Source organism: Pantoea sp. SGAir0418, from assembly GCF_043529865.1.
Genome location: NZ_CP027911.1, coordinates 25,726 through 52,095, shown reverse-complemented (window position 1 = coordinate 52,095; position 26,370 = coordinate 25,726). Strand labels below are relative to the sequence as shown.

The 26,370-nt window shown below is 57.8% G+C and carries 26 protein-coding genes and 1 tRNA gene; 17 read left to right on the top strand and 10 right to left on the bottom strand.

Translation table 11 applies throughout. The features are described from left to right. Positions 1 to 188 precede the first annotated feature (188 nt). The 6 genes from xylF (at position 189) to C1N84_RS00225 (ending at position 6,199) form a co-directional block, all read left to right on the top strand. Entirely contained in the window at positions 189 to 1,181 is a 993-nt protein-coding gene (xylF, locus tag C1N84_RS00250) for a D-xylose ABC transporter substrate-binding protein (protein WP_058758164.1), read from the top strand. 27 nt (positions 1,182 to 1,208) lie between these two features. After that, positions 1,209 to 2,729, top strand: coding sequence for a xylose ABC transporter ATP-binding protein (locus C1N84_RS00245; protein ID WP_058758165.1), 1,521 nt, complete (start codon positions 1,209 to 1,211; stop codon positions 2,727 to 2,729). Continuing rightward, positions 2,722 to 3,903 carry a xylose ABC transporter permease XylH gene (gene xylH, locus C1N84_RS00240; RefSeq protein WP_058758166.1) on the top strand — a complete coding sequence of 394 codons (1,182 nt, stop codon included), beginning with the start codon at positions 2,722 to 2,724 and terminating at the stop codon, positions 3,901 to 3,903. Before C1N84_RS00245 ends, xylH begins: the two co-directional genes overlap by 8 nt. 93 nt (positions 3,904 to 3,996) lie before the next feature. Further along, positions 3,997 to 5,175 (top strand): D-xylose utilization transcriptional activator XylR, encoded by a 1,179-nt coding sequence (xylR, locus tag C1N84_RS00235; protein WP_021506871.1) that lies wholly within the window; start codon positions 3,997 to 3,999, stop codon positions 5,173 to 5,175. A 60-nt stretch (positions 5,176 to 5,235) separates the two neighbouring features. Further along, positions 5,236 to 5,330: transfer RNA gene (locus C1N84_RS00230), tRNA-Sec, on the top strand. Between the two features lie 20 nt (positions 5,331 to 5,350). Then, positions 5,351 to 6,199 (top strand): AraC family transcriptional regulator, encoded by an 849-nt coding sequence (locus tag C1N84_RS00225; protein WP_264441847.1) that lies wholly within the window; start codon positions 5,351 to 5,353, stop codon positions 6,197 to 6,199. Here the strand turns inward: C1N84_RS00225 and C1N84_RS00220 are convergent. Beyond that, positions 6,156 to 6,554 carry a helix-turn-helix domain-containing protein gene (locus C1N84_RS00220; RefSeq protein ID WP_058775597.1) on the bottom strand — a complete coding sequence of 133 codons (399 nt, stop codon included), beginning with the start codon at positions 6,552 to 6,554 and terminating at the stop codon, positions 6,156 to 6,158. The two genes, C1N84_RS00225 and C1N84_RS00220, sit on opposite strands and share 44 nt — an antisense overlap. A gap of 233 nt (positions 6,555 to 6,787) precedes the next feature. Here C1N84_RS00220 and C1N84_RS00215 point away from each other — a divergent pair, with 233 nt between their 5' ends. Continuing rightward, positions 6,788 to 7,165, top strand: a complete 378-nt coding sequence (locus C1N84_RS00215) for a DUF1360 domain-containing protein (RefSeq protein WP_211724997.1) — start codon at positions 6,788 to 6,790, stop codon at positions 7,163 to 7,165. Between the two features lie 12 nt (positions 7,166 to 7,177). On the opposite strand, the gene C1N84_RS00210 is transcribed toward C1N84_RS00215, so the two are convergent. Next, positions 7,178 to 7,642, bottom strand: a complete 465-nt coding sequence (locus C1N84_RS00210) for an Rrf2 family transcriptional regulator (protein WP_211724998.1) — start codon at positions 7,640 to 7,642, stop codon at positions 7,178 to 7,180. 363 nt (positions 7,643 to 8,005) lie between these two features. On the opposite strand from C1N84_RS00210, the gene C1N84_RS00205 reads away from it, so the two are divergent. Together C1N84_RS00205 and C1N84_RS00200 are read left to right on the top strand one after the other, a co-directional pair. Next, complete coding sequence (locus tag C1N84_RS00205) at positions 8,006 to 8,674, top strand: response regulator (protein WP_264441846.1); 669 nt, start codon at positions 8,006 to 8,008, stop codon at positions 8,672 to 8,674. Beyond that, entirely contained in the window at positions 8,671 to 11,859 is a 3,189-nt protein-coding gene (locus C1N84_RS00200; RefSeq protein ID WP_264441845.1) for a transporter substrate-binding domain-containing protein, read from the top strand. The genes C1N84_RS00205 and C1N84_RS00200 overlap by 4 nt, the downstream gene beginning before the upstream one ends. A 9-nt stretch (positions 11,860 to 11,868) precedes the next feature. On the opposite strand, the gene C1N84_RS00195 is transcribed toward C1N84_RS00200, so the two are convergent. Then, positions 11,869 to 12,612, bottom strand: coding sequence for an alpha/beta hydrolase (locus C1N84_RS00195; protein ID WP_338117722.1), 744 nt, complete (start codon positions 12,610 to 12,612; stop codon positions 11,869 to 11,871). 490 nt (positions 12,613 to 13,102) lie between these two features. Between C1N84_RS00195 and C1N84_RS00190 the strand changes: the two genes are divergently transcribed. Beyond that, on the top strand, positions 13,103 to 14,179 hold the full coding sequence (locus C1N84_RS00190) for an EpsG family protein (protein WP_223815726.1): 1,077 nt from the start codon (positions 13,103 to 13,105) through the stop codon (positions 14,177 to 14,179). A gap of 26 nt (positions 14,180 to 14,205) precedes the next feature. Here C1N84_RS00190 and C1N84_RS00185 read toward each other — a convergent pair whose 3' ends face one another. Next, entirely contained in the window at positions 14,206 to 14,535 is a 330-nt protein-coding gene (locus tag C1N84_RS00185) for a hypothetical protein (RefSeq protein ID WP_164861029.1), read from the bottom strand. On the opposite strand from C1N84_RS00185, the gene C1N84_RS00180 reads away from it, so the two are divergent. Then, a complete protein-coding gene (locus C1N84_RS00180; RefSeq protein ID WP_058758174.1) occupies positions 14,425 to 15,462 on the top strand; it encodes an acyltransferase family protein in 1,038 nt (345 codons plus the stop codon). The genes C1N84_RS00185 and C1N84_RS00180 overlap by 111 nt on opposite strands. Before the next feature lie 48 nt (positions 15,463 to 15,510). On the opposite strand, the gene C1N84_RS00175 is transcribed toward C1N84_RS00180, so the two are convergent. The 6 genes from C1N84_RS00175 to C1N84_RS00150 form a co-directional block, all read right to left on the bottom strand. After that, the gene (locus C1N84_RS00175) at positions 15,511 to 16,503 is read right to left on the bottom strand and encodes a LacI family DNA-binding transcriptional regulator (RefSeq protein WP_264250098.1); all 993 of its coding nucleotides are present in this window, start codon (positions 16,501 to 16,503) and stop codon (positions 15,511 to 15,513) included. Between the two features lie 79 nt (positions 16,504 to 16,582). Next, on the bottom strand, positions 16,583 to 17,713 hold the full coding sequence (locus C1N84_RS00170) for an ROK family protein (RefSeq protein WP_021506882.1): 1,131 nt from the start codon (positions 17,711 to 17,713) through the stop codon (positions 16,583 to 16,585). A gap of 99 nt (positions 17,714 to 17,812) precedes the next feature. Continuing rightward, positions 17,813 to 18,553 (bottom strand): DNA replication protein DnaC, encoded by a 741-nt coding sequence (gene dnaC / locus C1N84_RS00165; protein WP_021506883.1) that lies wholly within the window; start codon positions 18,551 to 18,553, stop codon positions 17,813 to 17,815. After that, positions 18,553 to 19,089, bottom strand: a complete 537-nt coding sequence (gene dnaT / locus C1N84_RS00160; RefSeq protein WP_264441844.1) for a primosomal protein DnaT — start codon at positions 19,087 to 19,089, stop codon at positions 18,553 to 18,555. Before dnaT ends, dnaC begins: the two co-directional genes overlap by 1 nt. 101 nt (positions 19,090 to 19,190) lie before the next feature. Beyond that, positions 19,191 to 19,868 (bottom strand): hypothetical protein, encoded by a 678-nt coding sequence (locus C1N84_RS00155; protein ID WP_150361089.1) that lies wholly within the window; start codon positions 19,866 to 19,868, stop codon positions 19,191 to 19,193. A 78-nt stretch (positions 19,869 to 19,946) separates the two neighbouring features. Next, on the bottom strand, positions 19,947 to 20,636 hold the full coding sequence (locus C1N84_RS00150) for an autotransporter domain-containing protein (RefSeq protein ID WP_058781879.1): 690 nt from the start codon (positions 20,634 to 20,636) through the stop codon (positions 19,947 to 19,949). A gap of 187 nt (positions 20,637 to 20,823) precedes the next feature. Between C1N84_RS00150 and C1N84_RS00145 the strand changes: the two genes are divergently transcribed. The 6 genes from C1N84_RS00145 to C1N84_RS00120 all read left to right on the top strand — a co-directional run bounded on the left by C1N84_RS00145 (position 20,824) and on the right by C1N84_RS00120 (position 26,266). Further along, positions 20,824 to 21,384, top strand: a complete 561-nt coding sequence (locus tag C1N84_RS00145; RefSeq protein ID WP_058781878.1) for a DNA-3-methyladenine glycosylase I — start codon at positions 20,824 to 20,826, stop codon at positions 21,382 to 21,384. 109 nt (positions 21,385 to 21,493) lie between these two features. Then, the gene (locus tag C1N84_RS00140) at positions 21,494 to 22,156 is read left to right on the top strand and encodes an OmpA family lipoprotein (RefSeq protein WP_021506888.1); all 663 of its coding nucleotides are present in this window, start codon (positions 21,494 to 21,496) and stop codon (positions 22,154 to 22,156) included. Positions 22,157 to 22,312: 156 nt separating this feature from the next. Then, the gene (locus C1N84_RS00135) at positions 22,313 to 23,317 is read left to right on the top strand and encodes a LacI family DNA-binding transcriptional regulator (protein ID WP_262264847.1); all 1,005 of its coding nucleotides are present in this window, start codon (positions 22,313 to 22,315) and stop codon (positions 23,315 to 23,317) included. A gap of 58 nt (positions 23,318 to 23,375) precedes the next feature. Further along, entirely contained in the window at positions 23,376 to 24,401 is a 1,026-nt protein-coding gene (locus C1N84_RS00130; RefSeq protein ID WP_262264848.1) for a LacI family DNA-binding transcriptional regulator, read from the top strand. A 157-nt stretch (positions 24,402 to 24,558) separates the two neighbouring features. Further along, positions 24,559 to 25,308, top strand: coding sequence for a sugar phosphate isomerase/epimerase family protein (locus C1N84_RS00125; protein ID WP_058770742.1), 750 nt, complete (start codon positions 24,559 to 24,561; stop codon positions 25,306 to 25,308). 10 nt (positions 25,309 to 25,318) lie between these two features. Beyond that, positions 25,319 to 26,266 carry a sugar kinase gene (locus tag C1N84_RS00120; protein ID WP_264441843.1) on the top strand — a complete coding sequence of 316 codons (948 nt, stop codon included), beginning with the start codon at positions 25,319 to 25,321 and terminating at the stop codon, positions 26,264 to 26,266. Positions 26,267 to 26,370: the final 104 nt, after the last annotated feature.

Sequence of the window (26,370 nt, the reverse complement as noted above, 5' to 3'; positions counted from 1 at the left end):
CCGCTGCAAGATTTAACAGATGGCCGCGTAAAATTTCGATCGCGCTCAAAGAATCACAAATAAACAAAAAAACGTAATAGCAGGATAAAAATCAGTAATTGATGTTGTTCACGTCGCAGGGCAACAATTCATCCGCCCTGGTTCATAGCCTTACAACGACAATAGCCTCAACCTACAGGATGACCATGATGAAAATGAGACACACGCTGTTAGCCCTCAGCGCTGCACTGGCCCTGTTCAGCCACGCTGGGCTGGCGAAAGAAGTGAAAATCGGTATGGCGATCGATGATTTACGTCTGGAACGCTGGCAGAAAGACCGGGACATTTTTGTCAGCCAGGCGGAAAAGTCTGGGGCCAAAGTATTTGTCCAGTCGGCCAACGGCAATGAAGAGACGCAAATCTCGCAGATTGAAAATATGATCAACCGCGGTGTCGATGTGCTGGTCATCATTCCTTATAACGGTCAGGTATTGAGTAATGTGGTGGCCGAAGCGAAACGCGAAGGCATTAAAGTCCTCGCTTATGACCGCATGATTAATAATGCCGACATCGATTTTTATATCTCGTTTGATAATGAAAAAGTCGGCGAACTGCAGGCCGAAAGTCTGGTTAAACAGGTACCTAAAGGTAACTACTTTTTGATGGGTGGATCGCCGGTGGATAATAATGCACGTCTGTTCCGTGCCGGCCAGATGAAAGTGTTAAAACCTTACATCGATAACGGCAGCATTAAAGTGGTGGGCGATCAGTGGGTTGATGCCTGGCTGCCAGAGAATGCGCTGAAAATCATGGAAAACGCGCTGACCGCTAACAGCAACCACATTGATGCCGTCGTTGCCTCCAACGATGCCACCGCCGGTGGGGCCATTCAGGCGCTGAGCGCGCAGGGACTGGCGGGCAAAGTCGCCATTTCCGGTCAGGATGCCGATCTCGCCGCCATCAAACGCATCATGAACGGCACGCAAACCATGACGGTGTACAAACCCATCACCGAACTTGCCACCGAAGCGGCAAAAATTGCAGTGGAACTGGGCGATGGCAAAACGCCCGCCAGCAACAGCAAGCTGAATAATGGCCTGAAAGAGGTGCCGTCGCGCCTGCTGAAGCCGATTCCGGTCAACAAAGACAACATCGAAAGTACCGTGGTGAAAGACGGGTTCCATAAACAGAGCGAACTCTAAGCGCCTGAAACGCGAAGGAGCAGATCGATGCTGCTGGAAATGAACAACATCACCAAGCGTTTCGGCGCGGTGAAAGCGCTGGATGCCGTCAGCCTGCGGCTCGAAGCCGGTGAAGTCATGTCGCTGTGCGGTGAGAACGGCTCGGGCAAATCGACGCTGATGAAAGTGCTGTGCGGGCTTTACCCGCACGGCGAATTTGACGGCGAAATTCGCTTTGCCGGCGATCGCATCGAGGCGCAAACCATCCGCGACACCGAGCGCAAAGGCATTGTGATTATTCATCAGGAGCTGGCGCTGGTGCGGCAGCTTACGGTCATGGAGAACATTTTCCTCGGTGCCGAGCTCGGTCGCTTCGGTATGGTCGATGATGAAACCATGACGCTGCGCTGCCAGCAGCTGCTGGAGCGGGTCAAACTTAACGTTTCGCCTGCCACCAAAGTTGGCGAGCTCGGCCTTGGCCAGCAGCAACTGGTAGAGATCGCGCGGGCGCTGAATAAGCAGGTGCGATTGCTAATTCTTGATGAGCCGACCTCGTCGCTCACCGAACAGGAAACCGAAGTGCTGCTTGGGATTATCACTAACCTGCGCGAGCACGGTATTGCCTGCATCTACATCTCCCACAAGCTTAATGAGGTCAAAGCGATTTCGGACACCATCTGTGTGATTCGCGATGGTCAGCATATCGCCACACGGCCAGCGGCCGGGCTGAGTGAAGATGACATCATCACGATGATGGTGGGTCGCGAGCTCACCGCACTCTATCCGCACCAGCCGCACGAGATCGGCGAAACGGTACTGAAAGTCGAAAACCTCACCGCCTGGCATCCGGTCAACCGCCACGTGCGCCGCGTTAATAATGTGTCGTTCAGCCTGAAGCGCGGCGAAATTCTCGGTATTGCCGGGCTGGTGGGCGCAGGACGCACCGAAACGGTCCAGTGCCTGTTTGGTGTCTGGCCCGGTCGCTGGCAGGGCGAAATCTGGATTGATGGCCAGCAGGTGAAGATCGACGATTGCCGGGCAGCGATTGCGCACGGCATCGCCATGGTGCCGGAGGACCGGAAAAAAGATGGCATCGTGCCACTGATGGGCGTGGGGAAAAACATCACGCTGGCCGCGCTGGATCAATACAGCCATCGCTTCTCCACGCTGGATGAAGCGCAGGAGCAGCAGGCGATCAACGATGCTATCCGCCGTCTGCGTGTCAAAACCTCTTCACCCGAGCTGGCGATTGGCCGACTCAGCGGGGGCAATCAGCAAAAAGCGATCCTCGCCAAATGCCTGCTGCTCAATCCGCGCATTTTGATTCTGGACGAACCGACGCGCGGCATCGACGTCGGCGCTCGCCAGGAGATCTATCTGCTGATTAACGCGCTGGTGCAGCAGGGCATCGCGGTGATTGTTATCTCCTCCGAACTGCCTGAAGTGCTGGGTCTGAGTGACCGCGTATTGGTGATGCACGAAGGGCAAATCAAAGCCGATCTGATTAACGACAACCTGACTCAGGAGCAGGTCATGGAAGCTGCCCTGCGGAGCGAACATTATGCTTAAAACTGAAAGTAGCCAGAGCCTGTCCGGTACCCCGGGCAAGCCAGCGCCGGGCAAGTTTCCGCGCTTCAATCTGCAGGTGCTGGTGATGCTGGGAGCGATTGTGCTTATCGCTCTGTTCTTCACCTGGACCACCGACGGTGCCTGGCTTAGCCCACGCAACGTCTCTAACCTGCTGCGCCAGACCGCCATCACCGGCATTCTCGCGGTGGGCATGGTGTTTGTCATTATCTCGGCGGAGATCGACCTTTCCGTCGGTTCGATGATGGGCCTGCTGGGCGGTGCCGCAGCCATCTTTGACGTCTGGCTCGGCTGGCCGCTGCCGCTGACCATCGTGGTAACGCTGGTGCTTGGCCTGTTATTGGGCACCTGGAATGGCTGGTGGGTCGCATACCGTAAGGTACCCTCGTTCATCGTCACGCTGGCGGGCATGCTGGCGTTTCGCGGCATTCTGGTTGGTATTACCGATGGCACCACCGTTGCGCCAACGACGCCGGCGATGTCGCAGATCGGGCAAAGCTATTTGCCCGGCGGTGTTGGCTTTGGCTTCGGCTTCGCCGGTCTGGCACTGTTTATTCTCTGGCAATGGCGGCTGCGGCTGCGTCGCCAGCAGCTGGGGTTATCACAACCAGCCGCCAGCGGCACGGTGGCACGCCAGGCGATTACCGCTGTTCTGGTGCTGGGTGCCATCTGGTTACTGAACGATTACCGCGGCGTGCCGACACCGGTCCTGCTGCTGGCACTGCTGCTGCTCGGCGGCATGTTTATGGCCACGCGCACCGCCTTCGGACGACGGATTTACGCCATCGGCGGCAACATTGATGCAGCGCGCCTGTCGGGCATCAACGTGGCGCGCACCAAGCTGGCGGTGTTCGCCATCAACGGCGTCATGGTGGCTATCGCCGGCCTGATCCTCAGCTCACGTCTGGGTGCTGGCTCGCCCTCGGCGGGCAATATTGCCGAACTGGACGCCATCGCTGCCTGCGTGATTGGCGGCACCAGCCTGGCGGGCGGCGTCGGTTCGGTGGCCGGCGCGGTGATGGGCGCCTTCATCATGGCGTCTCTGGATAACGGCATGAGCATGATGGACGTGCCGACCTTCTGGCAGTACATCGTCAAAGGGGCGATTTTACTGCTGGCGGTGTGGATGGATACGGCTACGCGCCGCCGGGTGTAATCGCGTGGGCGATCACAATGTGGCGCAAACAATTTCTGCTGCCTTTTCCGCCGTGCTATGCAATGCGCAACAGGTTTAAGGGAGCGCGCCACGATGCACGAAAAACGTTACCGTATTACGCTGCTGTTTAACGCCAACAAGGTGTATGACCGCCAGGTAGTGGAAGGGGTCGGCGAGTATCTGCAGGCTTCGCAAACCGACTGGGATATCTTCATTGAAGAGGATTTCCGCTGCCGCATCGACAACATCCGCGAATGGCTGGGGGACGGCGTCATTGCGGATTACGACGACAGCTCAATCGAGAGCCTGCTCAGCAATGTGCCGGTGCCGATTGTCGGCGTTGGTGGCTCTTATCACCGGCAGCAGGATTATCCGCCGGTGCACTATATCGCCACCGACAACGCTGCGCTGGTGGAGAGTGCCTTTCTGCACCTGAAAGAGAAAGGCATTCATCGCTTTGCGTTTTACGGCCTGCCCGCCGCCAGCGGCAAACGCTGGGCGCAGGAGCGCGAGCAGGCGTTTCGCCAGCTGGTGATGCGCGAGCGCTATCAGGGCGTAGTGTATCAGGGAATGGAAACCGCGCCGGAAAACTGGCAGCACGCGCAAAACCGCCTCGCCGACTGGCTACAAACGCTGCCGCCGCAGACCGGCATTATCGCGGTGACCGACGCGCGTGCGCGTCATTTGCTACAGGCCTGTGAACACCTGAAAATTCCGGTGCCGGAGAAGCTCAGCGTAATCGGTATCGATAACGAAGAGCTGACGCGCTATCTGTCCCGCGTGGCGCTCTCTTCGGTAGCCCAGGGCACGCGCCAGATGGGTTATCAGGCCGCCAAACTGCTGCATCGTCTGCTCGATCGGCAAACGTTGCCGCTGCAACGCATTCTGGTGCCGCCGGTGAAAGTCATTGCCCGCCGTTCTACCGATTTTCGCTCGCTGCGCGATCCGGCGGTGATTCAGGCGATGCATTACATCCGCTTTAACGCCTGTAAAGGCATCAAGGTCGAACAGGTGCTGGATGCGATTGGCATGTCGCGCTCCAATCTGGAAAAGCGTTTTCGCGATGAGACCGGCGACACCATTCACGCCATGATTCACCGCGAGAAGCTGGAGAAAGCGCGTGAACTGCTGGCCTGCTCTTCATTAAATATTAATGAAATTTCGCAGATGTGCGGCTATCCTTCCCTGCAGTACTTCTATTCGGTGTTTAAGAAAAGCTACGCCACCACGCCAAAGGAGTATCGGCAGCATCACGGCGAGAAGGTGCAATAACGCCCCGCTGCGATCAAGATTTTGCCGCCAATTGCCGCTATACTGCGCGGCATCTTCAAAGGAAGATCGTCGTCTCCGGTGAGGCGGCCGGATTTCAAATCCGGTTGGGGCCGCCAGCGGTCCCGGGCAGGTTCGACTCCTGTGATCTTCCGCCACTCACCACTCAGGCCCAGCCATGCTCATCCATCCATCCGACAACCTTCCGTTCTCTGGCGATCCGCGTAAGGAAGAGCTGCGCCAACGGCTGATGCGACCGGATGCGCCCAAAGTCATTGCCGTGTCACTGTCGAAGGAGCTGGATCGCGAGCGACGCACGCATCGTCATGCCGCCGGTCAGCTGTTTTGTCTGCGCCAGGGATTGATGACGGTGAACACCTCGTCGGGCATTTTTGCTAATCCGCCGCGGCTGGTCGGCTGGATTCCGCCGTGGTTTGACCATGCCCTTGTCGGGCCGGGGCGCGTGCTGGGCTGGACGGTACTGATTGACGAAGCGCTGGCTGCGCCGTTGCCTGATCGGCCGGTGCTGCTCTCCTGCCCGACCGTGCTGGAGCCGCTGGCAGAACGGCTGGCGGTGCTGGAGCCTGAACTGTGGAGCAGCGCGCGCTATGCCCGGTTGGGTCAGGTGTTTCTTGATGAACTGTACGAATCCACGCCGCAGGAACTCACCCTGCCGCTGCCGGAAGAGCCGCGGCTGCGGCAGATTGCACGCCTGCTGATGGACGATCCGGCTGATACACGCACCGGGCCGGAGCTGGCACAGTGGGCTGGTCTAAGCGCGCGCAGCCTGAGTCGCCACTGGTCCAGCGCGGTTGGCATGAGCCTGAGTAAATATCGTCAGGTGTCGCGCCTGCTGAAATCGCTGGAAGGGCTGGCGGCAGGCCACAGCGTGCAGCAGGTTGCCTGGCAGGTGGGCTTCGACAGCGTCAGCAGCTATATCAGCTCGTTTCGCGCCGCCTTCGGCTCAACGCCAGGCAAATACTTTACGACGCCAGCCGACTCTGCGAATGCAGCATCAGCAGGCTAGCCGGACCGTCAATCGGTGGCAGGCTGTGCCGGTATTTGCGGCGAAACGCGCCGGGCGGCAGGTCAAACATGCGCCGAAAGGTGCGGCAGTAGGTTTGCTGTGAATCGAAGCCAAACTGCAGCGCAATCTGCATCAGCGACGTATTACTGCTGAGCAGGGTGATGACGGAAGCCGTCAGCTTGCGTTCACGGATATAGGCTCCCAGCGCCACGCCAGTGTAGCTGCGGAACAGCCGCTGCAAATGCCACTGCGAATAACCGGCCCGCCGCGCGACCGTCTCCAGCATGAGCTTTTGTTCAATATTCGCCTCTATCCACATCATCAGCTGATGCATAAAGGCTGCGTGAATATCCATCCTCTCCTCCTGATGCCGTGGTGCGACTCAATCTGCGACATTGTAAAAACAGGACGACTGGCTGTGTTTGCGCATAAAGCCAATAAATAGCGATATCTCGCCAATTTACATGTCACTACTCTGGCGGGGAGGACACGCTGTTGCGTCAGCGCACATCATGTAATATTGTAAGTTACATGAAAGATAAGCCGCCGTTCTTTCCGCTGCGCCAATCGTCACAAAGGAGAAAATCTATGCATGCCTTTTTACTCTCTGACATGGGTGTGTGCCTGGCGATTGCGCTGGCCTCAGCCAGCATCGCGATGACCATGACACAGACCGAACTGTTTGCAGGTTTGCGCGCCTGGACCGCACGCAAACACGCCTTGCTCGGTCATCTGTTTCACTGTTTCTATTGCCTGAGCCATTGGGTGGTGTTTGCCGCTATGCTGATTTACCACCCGACGCTGCTGAATAGCGGTTGGCCGCTGGTCGACTGGATCATGACAGCCTTTATCACGCTGACGCTGACCACGTTTGTCAGCGGTATGATGTTTAAAGTGTTTCAGGCCGCCGTCACCACGCATGTGATGAAGCATGACGCGCAGATCAAATTGCAGAAGCAGGATTAACGGCCGCGCGGGTTAGTCGCTGCAGCGCGGAAAGGTGTGCGGATCCAGCCCGAGGCTGGCCATTTTTTGCAGGTAATCGTCGGCGATGTCCGCCACGGTAATCTGGCCGAAGCGCTGCAGCAGTAGCGCTTCGGCTTCACCCAGCGCCTGGTCAAGCCGGGCGTCCACCGCATGTTCCACCAGGCAGGGCGAAGAATCGGCCGCCGGGCCAATGCTGAACAGCGCCGGTGAGCCGATGGCCTGGTACACATCCAGCAGCGTGATATCGCGCAGGTCCGCGCGCAGCTCCCAGCCGCCGCCGTGCCCCTTTTCCGACACCAGATACCCCTTTTCACGCAGCCCCGACATCATGCGACGCACCACCACCGGATTGGTGCCGAGCATTTTTGCCATGGCATCGGAAGTAGCGCGTTTAACGTGACGATCAAGATGAATGAGCGCGTGCAGCGAGCGGGACAGGCGGTTATCGCGTGGCATGGACGTTTCCTCTGAAATTCCCGCTACTGTAGCAAACCACGCTGGCGGCAACAATTTATCCCGGCTGAGCGTGGATGACGCCCTGACCAGGCATCCGCGTTAATCAGGCTGCCAAATGGGAAAAGGCAGACCGCCACAGTAAAAGAAATTACGGTGAAAAGGCGATTGGGCATCAGTTAATTAATTAATGAACCGAGTGAAAGAAAGGGAATATTTATTTCCCACCAGGAAAGATAACTCCTCCAGGCGGAATAACCATTTCCCTTTTATAATTAATTTAATCTTGTAGGACATAGACTACAAATAATTATTTTGTTGTTCTTGATCATACGCAATATATATAATTCAACGAGCGGCTAAAGTTTGACCTGTCATTCACTCATCAGGAAAAGGTTAACTATGGCTCAGGTCGTTGTGGTTGATGACCATCCGATCGCGCGGATGGCCGTTCGTTATTTGCTGGAACAAAATGGACATACGGTGCTGGCCGAAAGCGCCGATGGCCGGGAAGCGGTAACGCTGATTCAGCAGCAGCCGCCGGATATCGTCATCATTGATATCGACCTGCCGTCGCTGGACGGAATTGAAGTGGTTAAGTCGTTGCGCGATCAGAGTTTTCCAGGAAAAATCATTGTTATCTCCGGGAAAAATGAAAACGTGTATGCTGTGCAGAGCCTGCGCAGCGGTGCCAATGGCTTTGTCAGTAAAAAAACCGATATGCCAGAGATCGCCAGTGCTATTCAGGCGACACAACGTGGTTATGGTTATTTCCCGCTGGGCGGTTTTATGCAGCAAATGGAGCAGGAAAGCACGCAGGCGGAGAAAAAAATGATTGAATCATTGTCACCACAGGAGTTTCAGGTTTTTCATCATATTATTAAGGGCCTGAATAATATGCGCATCGCGGCGCGGATGGGCGTCAGTAATAAAACCGTCAGTACCTATAAAAGCCGGTTAATGGATAAACTTCACTGCAAAACCATGAGTGATTTATTTGCTTTCGTGCACCGCAATCAAATGGAAGCCTCATGATCCGTCTGCTGATGTTGATCGGACTGGTGCTGTGCTGCAGCTCCACGGTGGCGCAGCCGATGCCACAGCTCTATATTCCGCTGGAGCGGGAACCGCTGGCACCGCTGATACCGCAACTGTCGCAGGACGACTGGCAGGTATTGCGTCAGTTGCCCACGCTGCGCATTGCGCTGTGGGCGCCTGATATTCCGCCTTATCTCACCTTCCTTGATATGTCATCCGAGGAAAAAAACGTGGAAGGCGTATTTGCTGATTACGCCCGGCTGATTAGCCAGGCACTTGGCATGCGGATAGAGATGCTGCGCTATGCCGATCGTGACGCGGCGCTGGCCGCTATCGCTGCCGACCAGGCTGATATGCTGTTTAGCAAAGCCGGGAACACTGTGCCTTCCAACGCCCAGCTGGACGCCTCACAGAATCTGCTGATCAACCGACCGGTGGTGGTAACCCAGCGCGATCGCGCCATGCAGCCGGTGCCTTATGCAGCGCCAGTCAGACTGGCGGTGGACCAGCACTATCTCAGCGACAGCGTAATCCGGGCGCAATTTCCTCAGGCGCACATCATGCGTTATGCCTCCAGTCGCGTCGCACTGTCGGCGCTGGCGACCGGCGAGGCGGATTACGCGCTCGATAATCTGACCTCCGCCAGCTTTTTAATTGAACGCAACTACCTCAATCAGCTGGCGCTGGCCGACATTCTCGCCCCACGCGCACAGGATGCCAGTCGCCTACTGGTCAGTCAGCGCAGGCCGGTATTGCTGCGTGCCATAAATCGCGTCATCGCGGCGATCCCCGCAGAGCAGCATCGCGCGATCTCACGCCAGTGGACACAGCGCCCGGACATCTGGCGTCTGCAGCAACCGCTGGCACTTACGGCTGCTGAACAGCGCTGGCTACAGCAGCACGGTAGCGTGCGCGTGGGTTTTAATCCGTTTTTTGCGCCACTGGCACTGCTGGATGGGCGTAACCAGTTTCAGGGCATCAGTGCCGAATTGCTGCACCAAATCCACCTGCGCACCGGTATCAATTTTGTCGCCGTGCCGGAGTATCACGAAGACACGCTCCTGATGCAGCTTCAACAGCATAAAATCGACATGGTAGCCGCACTCTCCTATAACGCGCAGTGGCCAGGCCGTTTTACCCAGCCGTGGCTGCACACGCCGTTTGTGCTGATTACTGCCGCTACCGCGGGTGCACCCGCCGCGCTGCACTCGGGCTTACGTATCAGCGTAATGAAAGGCAGCCCGGTCATTGGCTGGCTGCAGCAACACTATCCTGAAGTACAGCTACAGCTGGTGGACAACGCCAGTCTCGGCATGCAGCAAGTGTTGGAAGGCAAAGCCGATGGCATGGTGCATAACCAGCTGGGCGCCGCTTACCTGATCAAACGCTATTTTTCCGGACGGATGCGCATTGCCCAGCGCGTCGGCACCCAGCCCGCTCACATCAGTTTCGCCGTGCACGCTGGCGATCCCGAGCTGCTCAGCATCATGAATAAGGCCCTGAATGAAATATTACCCAGTGAGATCTCGCAGCTCACCAGCCGCTGGCAGGGTACGCCCGAGGTGACGGCCAGCAGCTGGCCACTGTATCGCACGCCATTTTATGCGCTGGCGGGCGTGGCAGCCGTCGTCTCCCTCGCCTGCCTGCTCTGGGTGTATCAGCGCGGCCGGGAAATCCGCCGCCGCCGCCGGGCGCAGCGGCAATTGCAGATCGCCCGCGATCGTGCCGATCGTGAAAATCAGGCCAAAAGCCGCTGGGTTGCTACCGTGAGCCATGAGATTCGCAATCCGGTCAACGCGATCATCGGCCTGCTGGCGCTGGAAGCGCGTAAGGCCGGTGCCAGCGAGGCGCTGCTGACTGCATGGCAATCGGCACAGGCATTAAGCGGCCTGGTGGGCGATATTCTGGATATGGCGAAGATTGAGCGCGGGCAGCTGACGCTGGCACCGCAGTGGCATAGCATCGCGACCCTGTGCCAGCCGGTACTGCAGCTCTATCAGGGGCTGGCGCATGAAAAAAACCTTACGCTTAGCTATCACACTACGCTGCCTGATCTTGAAGTCTGGGTTGATGCGCCGCGCCTGCGTCAGGTGATCGCCAATTACATCAGCAACGCCATTAAATTCACGCCGCAGGGAAACGTGGCGGTGTATCTCAGCGGTGAGCAAAACGCCACTGGCGAACTGGTGCTGGAAATTGGAGTGCAGGATAGCGGCATTGGCATCAGTGAACAGGAGCAGCAACAGCTGTTTCAGCCGTTTGCGCAGACCACAGCCGGTCGTCAGCAAACCGGCTGCGGACTGGGACTGGTGATCAGCGCGCAGCTGCTGCAACAGATGCAGGGCAGCATGCGCCTGCACAGCGAGCCGGGTGAAGGCACCCTGGTTCACGTCACGCTGCCGCTACCGAGTCGCGCACCGCCGCCGGTAACCCTGTGCGCGACTGATGCGCCGCCCGCCGTGCCGGCACTGCATATCCTGGTGGTTGACGATCATCCGGCGAATTGTTTGCTGCTGACCCGTCAGCTGGAAGCGCTGCAGCATCGTGTTACCGCGATCGGCCAGCCTGACCTCGCAGCTGAGATCATCGCAACACAGCAGATTGACGCGGTAATCACCGATTGCCATATGCCGCAGATGGATGGTTTTACGCTGACCAGTGTGTTACGTCGCCGTGGTTATCGTCACAAAATCATCGGACTTACCGGCAGTGCACTGGCTGAGACGCGCGAACGCGGCCTCGCGGCTGGTATGGATGCGTGCCTGTTTAAGCCGCTGCATCCGGATCAGCTTAACGCTGCCCTGGCGCAGCCTGCTGCCCTGCCGGCATTGCTGTCTTTGCCGCAGCTGCGCGCCATGGTGCACCACGATGACGATATGGTGGCAAAACTGCTGCTCAGGGTATGCGAAGAGAATCAGCGCGATTTGCAACAGGCCCAGCAGGAACTGGCGCAGCAGCAGTGGCCCGCGCTGGCACGCACGCTGCACCGGCTGGCCGGCGCAGCGCAAATTATCTATGCGGCAGATATCAATCAGCTTTGCCAGCAGCTGGAGCAGGCCTGCGTCGATGCGCACGATGGCGACCTGCTCAGCGTGGGTCTGGCTGGCCTGACTACGCGTATCGAGCAGCTACAGCTGGCCATTGATTGCTGGCTGCCGTTCAATCGTGTTGTAAAGCAATAAACATCCCGCTTACCGCTTCACCAGGCTGCTTTGCCAGGCGTGGAACAGGGTGAGCCAGTTTTGCACCGGCAGATGTTGCTTCTGGCCGGTGCCAAAGCCGTGACCGCCCTGCTGGAACAGATGCAGCTCCACGTTGACCTTGTTCTGCCGCAGGGCGCTGAACATGCCCAGCGCGTTTTGCGGTGAGGCGGTGCCATCATTCAGCGCCTGCACCAGAAAAGTCGGCGGCGTGTGTGCGCTGACAAGATCTTCCTGTGAAAGCTGCGCCATTTGCTGGGCAGTGAGATCTTTACCATACAGCGCCGCGCGCGTGCCTGGGTGGGTCACGCCCTGTTTCAGCGACAGCACCGGATAGATAAGCGCGCTGAAATCCGGGCGCGCCGACACCTTATCCTGCGCATCGACCGCCTGATAGTTAGCTTCATCGGGAGTGTTGCTCAGATTGGCGGCGAGAAAGGCGCCGGCGGAAAAGCCCATCACGCCAATGCGGTCAGGCGCTACCTGGTACTGCTGCGCATTGGCCCGAATCAGCCGCAGCGCTCGCTGGGTATCGGCAAAAGCCTGCTGGCGATACTGCGCTGAACCGTCGTGTGGCAGACGATAAATTAACACAAATGAAGCGTAGCCCTGCTGGCTAAGCACGTTGGCCACGTCCAGCCCTTCAAGATCTTTCATAATATAAGAAAAACCCCCACCGGGAATGATTAGCACCGCCGCATGATTATTTTTTCCTGTTGCCGGAACATAAATCATTTGTGGCGCATCGACGTGGGTAACAGCCCGGTTATTAATGGCCGGGTTTTTACTAAAATTAATAAATTTATTATTTGCTGACACTTCATCTGGCCAGATCGGAATTTCCTTATTGGCAAACGCGGCCGGAAGATACAGTAAAAAAAACAGGCTAAATATCCGCAACCCTCTCATCGCACTGGCTCCAAATCCTGAATAAAAACAGTAACAAAAGTCAAACTGAGCGGATAAAATCGCTCAGTGACGCTCCGGCTCCCCGCGAGATAATGAAAAAAACGTACTCATCGAAAAATGTCTGTGGAAACGGTAGCAAATAAATATGGCAAAACCTATTCAATATAATATCGGACCAGGAAAAATTAGACTTTTCTCATGTTTACGTTAACAAGGTCGTATGTTATAAGTGAATTTTAAACTATAAGAATCTGTGACCATGGGAATTTACTGGATCATAAGTCTTAGCCTGACTTTCGTCGCTATTGTCGAAATCATGTTAAGTAAAAATGAAAACACAGCGCAAATCAGGACGTGGCTTTATTTTGTTGCCGTTGTAGTACTTTTTACTTTTGGCGGTATTCGTGGCCTGGGAACCGGCCTTGATGACTTCCAGTATCGCGACTTCTATGCCCAGTTTATCGATAAAATTATTATCGAAGGTTTCTGGCGTGCTGTCGTGGAATTCCGTTATGAACCAGCCATTTACGCCATTGCCGGTGCGACACGCATCTTTACCGCTAATCCGGACATTTTCATCTTTGTCTTCGCGGTCATCGCTGTTGGTGTCAACGCGCACTACTTCCGTAAGCTGACACCGCTGCCGCTGGTGGCCCTCGCCGTCTACTCTGCGCACCTGTTTATCAACAAAGACATGAACCAGATTCGCTTCGGTTTATGTTCGGCGTTTTTAATGGGCTTCGTCTGGCACATGTCGCGGCGCAGCAAGTCTGGCATGATCACCACCTTCATCCTGTCGTTTATCAGCCACGCCACCGCGATTGTCGCGCTGCTGATTCCGCTGGCGATGATTGTGCGTAAAAACAAATACATCCCGATTGCTATCGTGGTCGCCAGCCTGCCGCTGGCGTTTCTCGGCAGTTCAGCGCTGATCGCCGCGCTCTCCAGCCACCTCGGTGCGCTGGGCGACAGGGCCATGGGCTATGCCGATGCCGATTCTCGCCAGGAACAGGGTATTCTGACCCTGTCGAACCTGAAGAATATCGGCTTCGTCTTTATCTTCAGCTACATGTTGCTGAGCGATAAAATTAAAAATTTCGACCCGGAAAAGTTTAATACCTATTACATTCTGGTGATCACTTTTGCCATCGGCAGTGGCCTGAGGATGGCGCTACAGGATTACGCTTCTGGTGGTCGTCTGGCGAACTATTTGCTGCAGGTGGAGCCGGTGCTTATTTCGCTGTGTATCTGGGAAACCAGAAAGCTGAAGAAGGTGCTTGCCGTGGCTGTCACCATTCTGATGGTGCTGTACTATCTCTACTACAACACCGTATCGAGCAAGCAGTCGATTGTCGGCTATGAGGTATCACGCACCTTCCAGCTGTTCCGTTAGGTCCAGAAATAACGCTAGCCAACTGGTTAGCGTTTTTTCATTAATAAGCCCTTTCTCATCGTCATCCAGGGAAAATCCGAATATTTTACTGGTCCTGAACATTGCTTGCTTTTTATGAGGATTAAAATTCTAATAGATTGCATCTGCTCACGCAGAACACCTGTGATAAGAATATTCCGAAGCAACCATGCAAAGTCTTTCATGGCTTTTCCTGGCACGTCGTCACTCAATGAAAGAATGCTGACATGAACGAAAAAAACAATTTTGACATCGTACGACTTTCCCTCGCCTTTATCGTAATGCTGGTGCATTCCGCTGAGGTGACGAGAAACGCCGATATCCGTTTCCTGGCGCATTTTCTCAATAGTGATTTTGCCGTCAAAGGATTTTTCGCAATAAGTGGTTTTCTTATTGCAAAAAGTTACTTAAGAAGTAAATCGCTGACCTCCTATTTTATTAAGCGTGCACAACGTATATTGCCGGCTTATATTTTCACCATCATCATGTGTTTTGTGATTGGCATGTGTCTTACTACCCTGCCGCTGATGGATTTCCTGAAAAATAAAGAAACCCTTAAATATCTGGTCGCCAACTTCTCGTTTCTTAACTTTATTCAGCCGTCGCTGCCGGGCGTGTTTACCAACAACCCCAATCAGCCGCTGGATGGTTCACTGTGGACCATCAAAGCCGAGCTGACACTCTACGTGCTGCTGCCCTTTATCGTGCCGTTGCTGAAGCGAAGCCCGCTGAAAGTGTGGAGCGTGATTTTTATTATCTCCTGCGCCTGGTACTTCTACTTCACCGCGCTGTACAGCGGCCCGAAAGCCGATACGCTGGCCAAGCAGTTTATTGCGCTGTCGTCCTACTTCTTCTTTGGCAGCCTGCTGGCGGTGCATCAGCCAACCTTTGACCGCCTGAAAGAGATCACCATTGTGTCGCTGGTGGTGTTCCTGCTGTTCAAGAGCACGGATTACGCGTTTATCGTTGAGCCGGTGGCGTTTTCGGCGGTAGTGATTCTGTTCTGCACCAGCCTGTGTAAAGAGATTAAAATCAGCCAGTACGGCGATCTCTCTTACGGCATGTACCTCTATCACTGGCCGATTATTCAGGTACTGCAGCATTTTGGTGTGTTTGATGCCAATGCGTTTGCTGGCCTGGGGCTGACGATTGTGATGACGCTGGCGCTGGCTTACACCTCGTGGAATTTGCTGGAGAGCCGTTTCCTGAAGCGCACCCATCACGCTCAGCCGTCGATTGTGCCGCCCACCGCTGCACGCGACTAAACGTTAATCATGCAGGCGCACGTCGCGCCTGCACCAAAGCGCCTCCGATCAAATGGTGGCGCCCATCGACAGCTGATAATGCAAATCCACCTGTTCAATGGTGGGCTGCTGGTTAATCTTCTTCAGCACAATTTCCGTTGCCACTTTGCCCATCTCAAAGCGCGGTGTAATCACACTAGCCAGCCGCGGCGTTGTCGCCTGACCAATCTCCAGTCCGTGGAATCCGGCAATCGCCAGCGCCTGCGGCACTGCAATGCCTGCCGCCTGACACTCCTGCAGCACGCCGACCGCCAGATCATCGTTGGTACAGAGAATGGCATCCATCTGCGGATAGAGCTGGCGCGCCAGCGTCATCATGCCGGTGCCAATCGACACCGAAGAGACTTTGTTCGGTACGATGCGTCCGGCCGGCAATCCGGCCGCCGCCACGGCATCGCAATAGCCGGCGTAGCGCTGCTGGTCACGGCGATCGGACATCGAGCCAAAATAAATCACCCGCTGTTTACCGCTGGCCAGCAGCATCGCAGTCATGTCGTAGCCAGCACGGTAATTATCAAAGCCGACGTTAATGCGCCCGCGGGTCTCGCTCAGTCCCATCACTTCGGCGACCGGAATGGTGGCCGCGTTGAGATACTTTTCCGCGCGCACGGTGTGCACCGACTCGGTCAGAATCAATCCCTGCACGTTAAAAGCCAGTACCGTGGCAATCTGCTCCTCTTCGCGCTGCGGATTGTAGTCGTAGTTGACCACCAGCGTCTGATAGCCGTGGGCGCTGGTGACCGATTCGATACCGGCCAGCAGATCGGCAAAGATTTGATTATTGAATGAGGGGATGAGCACGCCGATGCGCGGCGGATTGTGCCGCGACGCCGCGGTATTTTCCTGCTCAGCGATATAACCGATTTCGGCCATCACGCTGGCGATTTTCGCCGCCGTTTCCGCCCTGACCTTTTCCGGCGTGCGCAGATAGCGGCTCACCGTCATCTTGGTGACCCCTGCGAGAGTCGCAATATCGTCCAGAGTGATGCGCTGCGTTTTCATTGCGCGGTCCGCAAAGAGAGCCTGTCAATCAACGTATTATGCCCGCTGGCGAGTCAAAAAAGAAACGCTGCTCCGCCGGTCATACCGCTCGTTCATAGTGCTCAATCACCGCCAGCGCCAGACCGTTGGCCGGATCGATACGCTGCGGCAGAAAGTGCAGCGCGGTATGGGCAAAGGTAAACGCCAGCGTGCCGGCCTGTGCCGCCTGCTGTACCGCCTGCACAAACGCCGGTTGCGCATTCCACGGGCCGTCAATGATGATGCTGGCCGGATTGACCAGCTGCATCACCTGGCTCAGCGCATGGCCGAGATAGCGGCCGGTCTGCGCCATCAGCTCATACACGATCTCCGGCTCGCTGTCGCCAGACTGCCAGCGTAAGCCGGGCTTACGCCGGGCCAGCTGCTGCTGGATCGCCGGCAGGCTGACCAGCGTCTCCAGACAACCCTGTCGCCCGCAGCTGCAGCGCGCGCCGTTGGGCTGCACGCTCAGATGGCCAATCTCACCGGCGGTCCAGCTGCTGCCGCTGAACACCTCGCCGCGCTCCACCAGCGCGCCGCCCACGCCGTCGGCGATGCGCAGATAGAAGTGGCTTTGCGCTTTATTGAGCTCCAGCTGCTGCACCGCCAGCAGCGCGGCCGCTTTGACGTTATTCATGATGCGCAGCGGCAGCTCAACGCCACGCCGCAGCGGCGTCAGCACATCGACATCCTGCCAGCCGAGCGGCGCAGAAAAGTGCACCCGCCCGCGCTGAGAATCAATGATGCCGGGAAAACCGATGGCCACGCCCAGCAGCGCCGGATGCGCCGCGCGCAGCGTCTGACACACTTCCGTCAGTTCGTGCAGCAGCCCGTCGGCATCGGCCGTTTCGGTGCGCCAGGTTTGCTCGGCCACCACGCGCGAAAAGTAGTCGCACACGCGCCAGTGAATCGCCTGGCGCTCGACCATGATGCCCGCGCTTTTCAGCTGACCCGCGCGCAGTTCGATCTCAATTTTGGGCCGACCGGCCGCAGCCACGCTGACCGGGCCAAGCTCGTGAATCAGCCCCTGCGCCAGCAGGTCATCGATAATCAGGGAAACGGTGTTTTTGCTCAGGTCGAGCGCCAGCGCCAGATCCTGGCGGGAAGTGATGCGGGTGGTACGCAGTTGCGTCATCACCCGCTTGAGGTTGTTCAGTCGAAGTACCGCTGGTCCTTTCCCGGCTGCTTTCATCGCACCCTCACCTGACAAAGAGTAATAGGTGTAAGTTTAGCAGCCCGCACCGGCGGTTAATCGCCGGTAAAACCGGGTTTTTACCGCTTCTGCCGCGTATCAGTACTCGTCGCCGCGCACGCGGCTGCGGTAACTTTCCCAGTCAAAACGCACCCACAGGCTATTACCGAGGCGCATGCGATCCATCACCCGTTCGCCAAGCAGCGTATTCATGCCGGCCGGATCGAGGTTGGAGAGCATGCCGGTCGGCCGCTTTGACGACGAACGGCGATCAACAATCTGATTGATGATCACTTTCTCGTAGCGCGATTCGCTCTGCATGCCGATCTCATCGATCACCAGCAGATCGACATGGCTGAGATCCTGCAGCAGCCGCTCTTCGGTCAGGTCGCTGCCGCCGCTGAAGGTGCCTTTCATGCTCGACATCAGATCGGCCACCGTAACAATCAACACGCTTTTACCGCGCAGAATCAGATCGTTACCAATCGCCGCCGCCAGATGGTTTTTGCCGGTGCCGGGACGACCAGAAAACACGAAGCTGGCGATGCTGTTCTCAAAGCCGGCGGCGTATTCACGCGCCAGACTGAGCGCCTTGCGCTGGCCGTCATTTTCGACGCGGTAGTTGTCGAACGAGCAGTTCATGTGCAACTCACGGATGCCGGAGCGGCCCATGATGCGCTGCATCTTCATGGCGCGGTTTTCGCGCACAATCGCTTCTGAGCGCAGCCGGCCCTGCTCCTGATTCCACGCCAGCAGTTCAGCACCGTTTTTAAACTTCGGCTGCACATCCGCGGGCATGATTTTTTTCAGGCGACTGAAAAGATCGTTCGGCGTTTTCATTACTCACCTCGGAATCCATCGGGAATATCATAATCAGTATTGCTGATCTGGGTGATATCGCGCTTTGGCTGACCGCCATTGGCGGCGCGGTTCATCTGCACGCTGCGCGCCAGTTTCTGCTGCCACTGTACATGGTGAAACAGCCGGCCTTCCGCCTGCCAGTAGGCGACAAAAGCCGCCAGCTCTGCGGCGGTCACTGGCTCGCTCAGCGCCACGCCCCAGATCGCCGCCTGGCGCTGGAAGTCGCTGTCCGGCTGCCAGCCCGAATACATGGCAAACTTGCCCACCGGCACGGCGATCGGCGCGGCGTCGCTGTGAAACAGGCTGTCGTCCAGCGTGACATCATTCGGCTGCTGCGCCGCCGCTTCCAGCGCCAGCAGGTGCGCGAGGCGCTGCGGCGTGATCGCGTAAAACGCCGGAACATTGTTGTGCAGCACCGCCAGCGTGCCGTTATCGGCCTGCTGCAGCGTGGTGAGGGGATCGTGGCAAAAGCCGTCCAGCCCCACCAGCGTTGAAGATAAGATTTTGACTGACATGAAGAAACCTGACGTTGACTCACCCGGTGCACCGGCGACCCGGTGCTAAGCGGTCAGTGTACCTGTTTTAGCACCGGGGATCGCCATAAAACCGCGCGGATTTAGCGCGAGGCGAAGTGCGGTTCAGCCGCCTCAATGCTGACCACGCGACGGCTGGCGTGGGCCGTTGCCAGCGCCGGGCGGGTTTGCCACAGATAGCGCAGCGATGCCACCAGACACAGGCTGTAGCCAAACAGCTCGCTGCCCTCTTCCGCCATGTTTTTCACCACGCGGTTATAGCCATCCAGCATCAGTTGCTGCCACAGCTCATGCATGCCAAACAGCCGCGAGAACACCAGCACCGCCAGCAGCCCGGCGGCCATCATTTGCCAGCTGCGATGCTGCAGCAGTGCCGCGAGGCCCGGCAGGATTTGCCGCGGCTGACGCAGCGCCATCGCCAGCGAGGCCGCGGTCGTTGCCAGCGCAAACCACAGCCATGCGCCGTGCTGCACCACGTCGAACAGAAAATCCATTTCACGAATCAGCATGCAGCTGAAGAAGCCACCGACCAGAATCAGCGCGCTGCGCTGCTGCGGTCGCTGCCAGGCGGCGAAGAAGAACAGTGCGGCAATGACCGCCAGCATCAGCTCCTGTGTCGCTTCGGTGAAAGAGGTTTCGTGCAGTGCATCGTTCATCCAGTTGACGTCGATGTAGACCATCGCCATACAGAAGACCAGCACCAATCCACTGATGATAAAGGCCGCCAGTTCGCGGCTAATAAGAATAATGTTTTCGCGCATTGTGATACCAAATCAGAAAATAATTAGCGCGCTTATTATATTTCCGCTGGCTGGCACCACTTCTCATTTCATGCCGCTTCAGAAGCTGGCGCTGACACCGAGGTTGTAAATGAACTGTTCGCCGCTGCTGACCGCGCCGGTCTGGGCGAAGGAGGCGAACGCCGCCATGTTCTGGCCGAGCGGCAGACGGGCACCGACGCTGACATCCATCCAGTTCGTTTCCCGGTTCATCTCTTCCGGCCGATCGCGTGGCGCGGCCGTGCCGTCGAAGCTGAGCTGATGGCTGTAACTCACCTGCGCCCACGGCGATATCCAGCCAAAACTGGAATCCACGCGCCAGCCCAGTGAAGCGATGTGTTCGGCGTTATTACGATCGACCGGCGCGCAGGCGGCGCAGCTCAGGGTGGAATCATCGACAGCAAACTGCGCCACCGGACCGGTGCGCAGGCGGTCATTCATCGGCAGGTTCCAGCCTGCCGAGTAGCGGTTCACCAGCGGCGAGTTGCCGACGCTGGCCGTTTCGCTGTGCAGCGCCATGCCGCCGCCGGGCGGATTGAGCGCGGCATCAAGCAAATCGCTCTCGCGGTTTTCTGTCAACATCAGATGATTACTGGAAATTTTTTCGGCAAGTATCGCATTGTAATCCGGCGCGCTGCTCTCGCTGGCCTGATCCCAGGCGTGCGCCGGCAGGGCCGCCACCAGTAGCCACCCACCGCTAAAGGCCAGCGCAAGGAGACGCTGGCCGGTCCGCTGACTGTTCTGCCACATGAAAGACTCCTGACGAGCCGGAAGGGATCGGGTTGGCCTTGAAATTGATGATGATCCTGAAGCGTTCACCCGGTTGCAGCGCGAACGTCCATGACGTTATTATCGGCACCCATTGATTAACTATTAATCGATTCTTTCAAACGTCAAGCGACTGACCGCTTTTTCCTCATGCTTAGGGAGTGATGCAATGCAGCGATGTGGCTGGGTAACACAGGATGCGCTTTATCTGGCGTACCACGACACGGAATGGGGCGTGCCGCAGACCGATAAGCGCGCCTTATTTGAGATGCTGTGTCTGGAGGGGCAACAGGCTGGCCTGTCATGGATCACCGTGCTGAAAAAGCGCGAGAACTACCGCCAGGCGTTTCATGATTTTGATCCGCAGGCGGTGGCGCTGATGGATGAGGCCGATCTGCTGCGCCTGCTGCAGAACAGCGGTTTGATCCGCCATCGCGGCAAGCTGGAAGCCATCATCAATAATGCCAAAGCGCTGCTGGCGCTGGAGGCCACCGGTGAAGACTTTTCCCGCTTTATCTGGTCATTTGTCGATAACCAGCCGATTTTGCACCGTTATGCGGATTATAAACTGGCGCCCACCACCTCCGAACCGGCCATTGCGCTGTCTAAAGCGCTTAAGAAGCGTGGTTTTAAATTCGTCGGGCCTACAACCTGCCACTCTTTTTTACAGGCCTGCGGGCTGATAAACGATCATCAAACCAGCTGTTTCTGCCATCCCGATAATCTTTAAGGCAAAAGTTTACAAATTAAGACTGCGCCTCACGAATTTCCCCATCATTGAGCGGCATAATAGTGCCGTTTTGGGGCATTTTCCCCGTTTCCGTATGAGGGACTTTTTCATGAAAAAGCGTGTACTGGCGCTGGCCTTGTTAATGAGCGGCAGCGTGGCGCTGTCGGGTTGTACCACCAATCCTTATACCGGCGAATCGCAGGCCGGGAAATCGGGCATCGGCGCGGGTCTGGGCGCGGTGCTGGGCGCTGGCGTGGGCGTGCTCTCTTCGTCGAAGAAAGATCGCGGTAAAGGTGCGCTGATTGGCGCAGCGTCCGGTGCGGCACTGGGCGGCGGCGTCGGCTATTACATGGATGTGCAGGAAGCCAAACTGCGCGACAAGATGCGCGGCACCGGCGTCAGCGTAACGCGTCAGGGCGATAACATCGTGCTGAACATGCCGAATAACGTGACCTTTGACTCGAGCAGCGCCAACCTGAAACCGGCCGGCGCAAATACGCTGACCGGCGTGGCGATGGTGCTGAAAGAGTATCCGAAAACCGCCGTCAATGTGGTCGGCTTTACCGACAGCACCGGCACGCGCGCGCTGAACATGCGCCTGTCGCAGCAGCGTGCAGAAAGCGTCGCCAGCGCGCTGATCGTGCAGGGCGTGGCGCAGAACCGCCTGCGCACCCAGGGCATGGGCCCGGATAACCCGGTCGCCAGCAACAGCACCGAAGCCGGTAAAGCACAAAACCGTCGCGTCGAAATTACCCTGAGTCCGCTGGGCTAAGGCACAGGCCGGTCTGCCGCTGCAGGCCGGCTTTTGACGTGTTTTTACGCGCTTATTGACGCGCAAAGCAGCAGATAAGCGTAAACGTCGCCGGACGATAGAGCCAGCGATGAGTTTATGCTAGCGTGATCAAAATTTGATCAGTGGAATGCCATCATGTCACTCAAAGCTATCGCCTCCGCCCTTGGCCTCTCTGTGACCACCGTGAGCCGCGCGCTGAATGGGTTTGATGATGTCGCCGCTGCTACCCGCAAACGCATCGAAGAGGAAGCCGACCGGCGCGGTTATCGCCCGAATGCCGCCGCGCGTCGCCTGAAGACCGGCCGTGCCAATGCGGTCGGGCTGGTGTTTCCGGTCAGCAATGCCTCACTCAACGACAGCTACTACAGTGAAATGCTGCTGACGCTCGATCAGCGCCTTGCCCTGCACGAGATCGATCTGCTGTTGCTCCCCGACAAACCGCAGGATCAGCAGCGCAATTTGCTGCGCATGCTGCGCAGCGGCATGCTGGACGCGCTGATTGTCACCCATACCACGCCGCAGGATGTGCGATTGCAGCGCCTGCAGCAGAAGGGTTTTCGCTTTCTTACGCTGGGGCGCAGTCAGCTGCCGCAGCCTTACGCCTGGTTTGATTATGATAACCATGCCGGAACGCTACTGGCGGCGCAGCACTGCCAGCAGCAGGGCTATACGCGCATCGCTTATCTCGGTGGTAACGAGCCCAGCACCTACATTCTTGACCGCCGGCAGGGGTTTATCGACGCGCTGCCCGCCACGCCATGCGCGCAGCAGGCTGGCTGGATGGCCGCGCTGCCGCCCTCGCGCCGCGCGGGCTATCAGCAAACCCGTGCCTGGCTGGCGCACGTTATCCAGCCTGACGCCATCATCACCGACTGCAGCCCGCTCGGCGAAGGCGCAGCGATTGCCCTGCAGCAGGCCGGGCGTCTGAGCGGCGCGCAGGCAATTCCCCTGTACGTGTACGATGGTCTGCCGCACGACTCGATTATCACGCAACCGGTCAACGCGATTCTGCAATCATCACAGCAGCGGATTGGCGAACGCGTCGCCGAAATGGTGCTGCTGCTGCTGGAAGGCGCGCCGCCCGCGCAGTTACAGACGCTGTGGCAGCCAATGCTGCGCCTCACTTCTGACGCACAGTGATTGCGCGGGTGCCGCGCTGTGATAGTCTTCGCCTGATGCAATTAATCAGGTGTATGTGATGAAAACCAGGCCGCCACGAGCCACAATCAGTGACGTTGCCCGCACGGCAAAAACCGGTAAAACCAGCGTTTCCCGCTATCTGAATGGCGAAGTTCATCTGCTTTCGCCGGATCTGAAAGCCCGTATCGAACAGGCGATTGCCGACCTCAACTACCGCCCCAGCCAGATGGCGCGCGGACTCAAACGCGGCCGCACCCGGCTGATAGGCCTGATCATTGCCGATATCACCAATCCCTACTCGGTGGATGTGCTGAGCGGCATTGAAGCCGCCTGCCGCGCGCGCGGCTTCACGCTGCTGATGTGTAACACCAACAACGAAGTTGACCTCGAACAGCACTACCTGCAGCTGCTCAGCAGCTATCAGGTGGAAGGCATTGTGGTGAATGCAGTCGGGATGCACGAAGAGGTGCTCAACCGTCTGCAGCAGTCGATGCTGCCGATGGTGCTGATTGACCGCAAAATCCCCGACTTCGCCTGCGACGTGGTCGGGCTCAACAACCCGGAGGCCGCCCGCATCGCCACCCGGCATCTGCTGGATAACGGCTACGAAGCGCTGCTGTTTCTCAGTGAGCCGCTCGGCAGCGTCAATACCCGCCGCGAACGTCTCGCCGCCTTCTTTGACACCATCAGCAGCGCGCCACAGGTGGTGGCAGAGAATGCCGAAGTGGTGTTGCATCAGCCGGCGCAGCTGGAACAGGTGCTGCAGGCGTTTCATCAGCGCCATCCGGGCAAATGCTGCGCGGTGATGGCCGCCAACGGTGCGCTGACGCTACAGGTGGCGCGGGCGTTACAGCGCCTGACGCTGCGCTGGGGCGAGAGCATTGGCCTGCTGGGCTTCGACGAACTGGAGTGGGCGGCGCTGGCCGGCGTCGGCATCACCACGCTGAAACAGCCCACCTGGCAGATCGGCTATGCCGCGCTGGAGCAGGTGATCGCGCGTATCGAAGGCAGCGAACAGCCGATTCGCGAGCAGGTTTTCTCCGGTGAGCTGATTGTGCGCGGCTCCAGCCAGCCGCTGCGCTAACCCGCTTTTCACGGCTCACTTCGTGAGCAGGATCATAATTCCGCACTCTGCTACTTTCCTTTGGAACCGGTTCCATTAAGCTTTTTACAGCACATTAACGTGCTGTCCGGCGCATAACGATGCGGCGGGCAGCACAGCGAGACAGGCTGGAGGAAAGATGTCGAAAGCGGAAATTATTGTGGTCACGGCCGCCTACGGCGCGCACAAGGTGGCAGAACTGGGCGGCCAGGCAGCGCTGCTGCCGCTGATTAAAGCGGCCGGTGCCGATGGCGTCGAGATCCGCCGCGAGCTGTTCAGCGACGACGAATTGTGCCAGCTGCATTCGCTCGGCGACGCGCTGCGCCAGCATCAGCTCAGCGTCAGCTATTCAGTGCCGGAAGCGCTGTGGCAGGCGGACGGTGCGCTCAATCCGCGTCTGGCGCAGTTCCTGCAGGAAGCTGAGCTGCTGGGCGCTCAGCGCCTCAAGCTGGCGCTGGGTCACTATGTCTCGCTGGCCGATCGCCAGCTGGTTGAAGTGCTGGCCGGCTCGCACGTCACGCTGGTGGTGGAGAACGATCAGACGCCCGACAGCAAACTCACGCCGATGCTGCACTTCTTCCATCACGCCTGCGATGCCGCGCTGCCGCTGGATATGACCTTCGACATGGGCAACTGGCGCTGGACCGGCGAGGACGCCCTGCAGGCAGCGGCGCAGCTCAGTCGCTACGTGAGCTACATTCATGTTAAGGCGGCGGTGCCGCACGGTGACAGCTTCCGCGCCATTGCGCTGGATGACGCCGACGACAGCTGGCGCACGCTGCTGCAGGCGCTGCCGGCCGATGCACCGCGCGGTATTGAGTTCCCATTAGCCGGCGCAGATTTACTGGCGGTGACCCGCCACTATGTCGATCTGCTGCGCGCGGTGTAAGGAGTTGAGCATGACACACACCTCTCAGCTGGATGTCGTCACCATTGGTGAGGCGATGGCGATGTTTATTGCCGGGCAAACCGGCGATCTCGCCGCAGCCGATCAGTTCACGAAGCGCATTGCCGGTGCCGAGCTTAACGTGGCGATTGGTCTGGCGCGCCTCGGTTTGCAGGTTGGCTGGGTCAGCCGCGTCGGCGACGACAGCTTCGGCCGTTTTACCCTGCAGCAGCTGGCGAAAGAGCATGTCGACCACCGCTGCGTGACCATTGATAACCGCTATCGCACCGGTTTTCAGCTCAAAGCGCGCGTGGACGACGGCTCCGATCCGGAAGTGGAGTATTTCCGTAAAGGCTCCGCCGCCAGCCACCTGTCACCGGATGATTTCGACGAAAGCTATTTCGGCAGCGCGCGCCATCTGCATCTGAGCGGCGTGGCCGCCGCGCTTTCCGATAGCTCGCTGGCGCTGGCTAAACATGCGGCGAAAGAGATGCGCGCGCGCGGCAAAACCATCTCCTTTGATCCTAATCTCCGTCCGGTGCTGTGGCGCAGTGAAGAAGAGATGCGTAAGCATCTGAATTTGCTGGCAGAATACGCCGACTGGGTGCTGCCAGGTGAAAAAGAGGGGCTGATTCTGACCGGCTACCGTCAGCCTGAAGCGATTGCGGATTTCTACCTCGATAAAGGCGTGCGGGCGGTGGTGATCAAAACCGGCAGCGACGGCGCCTGGTATAAAACCGCCGCGGGCGAACAGGGCCAGATTGCGCCGATCCACGTGGAGAATGTGGTGGATACCGTCGGCGCGGGCGATGGCTTTGCGGTCGGGCTGATCAGCGCGCTGCTGGAAGGGAAATCGCTGCCGCAGGCGATTCTGCGCGGTAACAAAATTGGTTCGCTGGCGATTCAGGTTGCCGGCGACAGCGAAGGTCTGCCGACGCGCGCAGCGCTCGGCGATTATTAAAACCAGGTCGCCATCAATGGCGACCCAACGTAGGGTGCGCATTCATGCGCACCGAAAAAAACTGTCTCTACACCCTAATTTCGAGACGCATCCACAGAATGCGC

Bases quoted from the DNA above. Each gene is read 5' to 3' on its own strand.
- xylF (WP_058758164.1), top strand. From the start codon at position 189: ATGAAAATGAGACACACGCTGTTAGCCCTCAGCGCTGCACTGGCCCTG.
- C1N84_RS00245 (WP_058758165.1), top strand. From the start codon at position 1,209: ATGCTGCTGGAAATGAACAACATCACCAAGCGTTTCGGCGCGGTGAAA.
- xylH (WP_058758166.1), top strand. From the start codon at position 2,722: ATGCTTAAAACTGAAAGTAGCCAGAGCCTGTCCGGTACCCCGGGCAAG.
- xylR (WP_021506871.1), top strand. From the start codon at position 3,997: ATGCACGAAAAACGTTACCGTATTACGCTGCTGTTTAACGCCAACAAG.
- C1N84_RS00225 (WP_264441847.1), top strand. From the start codon at position 5,351: ATGCTCATCCATCCATCCGACAACCTTCCGTTCTCTGGCGATCCGCGT.
- C1N84_RS00220 (WP_058775597.1), bottom strand. From the start codon at position 6,554: ATGGATATTCACGCAGCCTTTATGCATCAGCTGATGATGTGGATAGAG.
- C1N84_RS00215 (WP_211724997.1), top strand. From the start codon at position 6,788: ATGCATGCCTTTTTACTCTCTGACATGGGTGTGTGCCTGGCGATTGCG.
- C1N84_RS00210 (WP_211724998.1), bottom strand. From the start codon at position 7,642: ATGCCACGCGATAACCGCCTGTCCCGCTCGCTGCACGCGCTCATTCAT.
- C1N84_RS00200 (WP_264441845.1), top strand. From the start codon at position 8,671: ATGATCCGTCTGCTGATGTTGATCGGACTGGTGCTGTGCTGCAGCTCC.
- C1N84_RS00195 (WP_338117722.1), bottom strand. From the start codon at position 12,612: ATGATTTATGTTCCGGCAACAGGAAAAAATAATCATGCGGCGGTGCTA.
- C1N84_RS00190 (WP_223815726.1), top strand. From the start codon at position 13,103: ATGTTAAGTAAAAATGAAAACACAGCGCAAATCAGGACGTGGCTTTAT.
- C1N84_RS00180 (WP_058758174.1), top strand. From the start codon at position 14,425: ATGAACGAAAAAAACAATTTTGACATCGTACGACTTTCCCTCGCCTTT.
- C1N84_RS00185 (WP_164861029.1), bottom strand. From the start codon at position 14,535: ATGCGCCAGGAAACGGATATCGGCGTTTCTCGTCACCTCAGCGGAATG.
- C1N84_RS00175 (WP_264250098.1), bottom strand. From the start codon at position 16,503: ATGAAAACGCAGCGCATCACTCTGGACGATATTGCGACTCTCGCAGGG.
- C1N84_RS00170 (WP_021506882.1), bottom strand. From the start codon at position 17,713: ATGAAAGCAGCCGGGAAAGGACCAGCGGTACTTCGACTGAACAACCTC.
- dnaC (WP_021506883.1), bottom strand. From the start codon at position 18,553: ATGAAAACGCCGAACGATCTTTTCAGTCGCCTGAAAAAAATCATGCCC.
- dnaT (WP_264441844.1), bottom strand. From the start codon at position 19,089: ATGTCAGTCAAAATCTTATCTTCAACGCTGGTGGGGCTGGACGGCTTT.
- C1N84_RS00155 (WP_150361089.1), bottom strand. From the start codon at position 19,868: ATGCGCGAAAACATTATTCTTATTAGCCGCGAACTGGCGGCCTTTATC.
- C1N84_RS00150 (WP_058781879.1), bottom strand. From the start codon at position 20,636: ATGTGGCAGAACAGTCAGCGGACCGGCCAGCGTCTCCTTGCGCTGGCC.
- C1N84_RS00145 (WP_058781878.1), top strand. From the start codon at position 20,824: ATGCAGCGATGTGGCTGGGTAACACAGGATGCGCTTTATCTGGCGTAC.
- C1N84_RS00140 (WP_021506888.1), top strand. From the start codon at position 21,494: ATGAAAAAGCGTGTACTGGCGCTGGCCTTGTTAATGAGCGGCAGCGTG.
- C1N84_RS00135 (WP_262264847.1), top strand. From the start codon at position 22,313: ATGTCACTCAAAGCTATCGCCTCCGCCCTTGGCCTCTCTGTGACCACC.
- C1N84_RS00130 (WP_262264848.1), top strand. From the start codon at position 23,376: ATGAAAACCAGGCCGCCACGAGCCACAATCAGTGACGTTGCCCGCACG.
- C1N84_RS00125 (WP_058770742.1), top strand. From the start codon at position 24,559: ATGTCGAAAGCGGAAATTATTGTGGTCACGGCCGCCTACGGCGCGCAC.
- C1N84_RS00120 (WP_264441843.1), top strand. From the start codon at position 25,319: ATGACACACACCTCTCAGCTGGATGTCGTCACCATTGGTGAGGCGATG.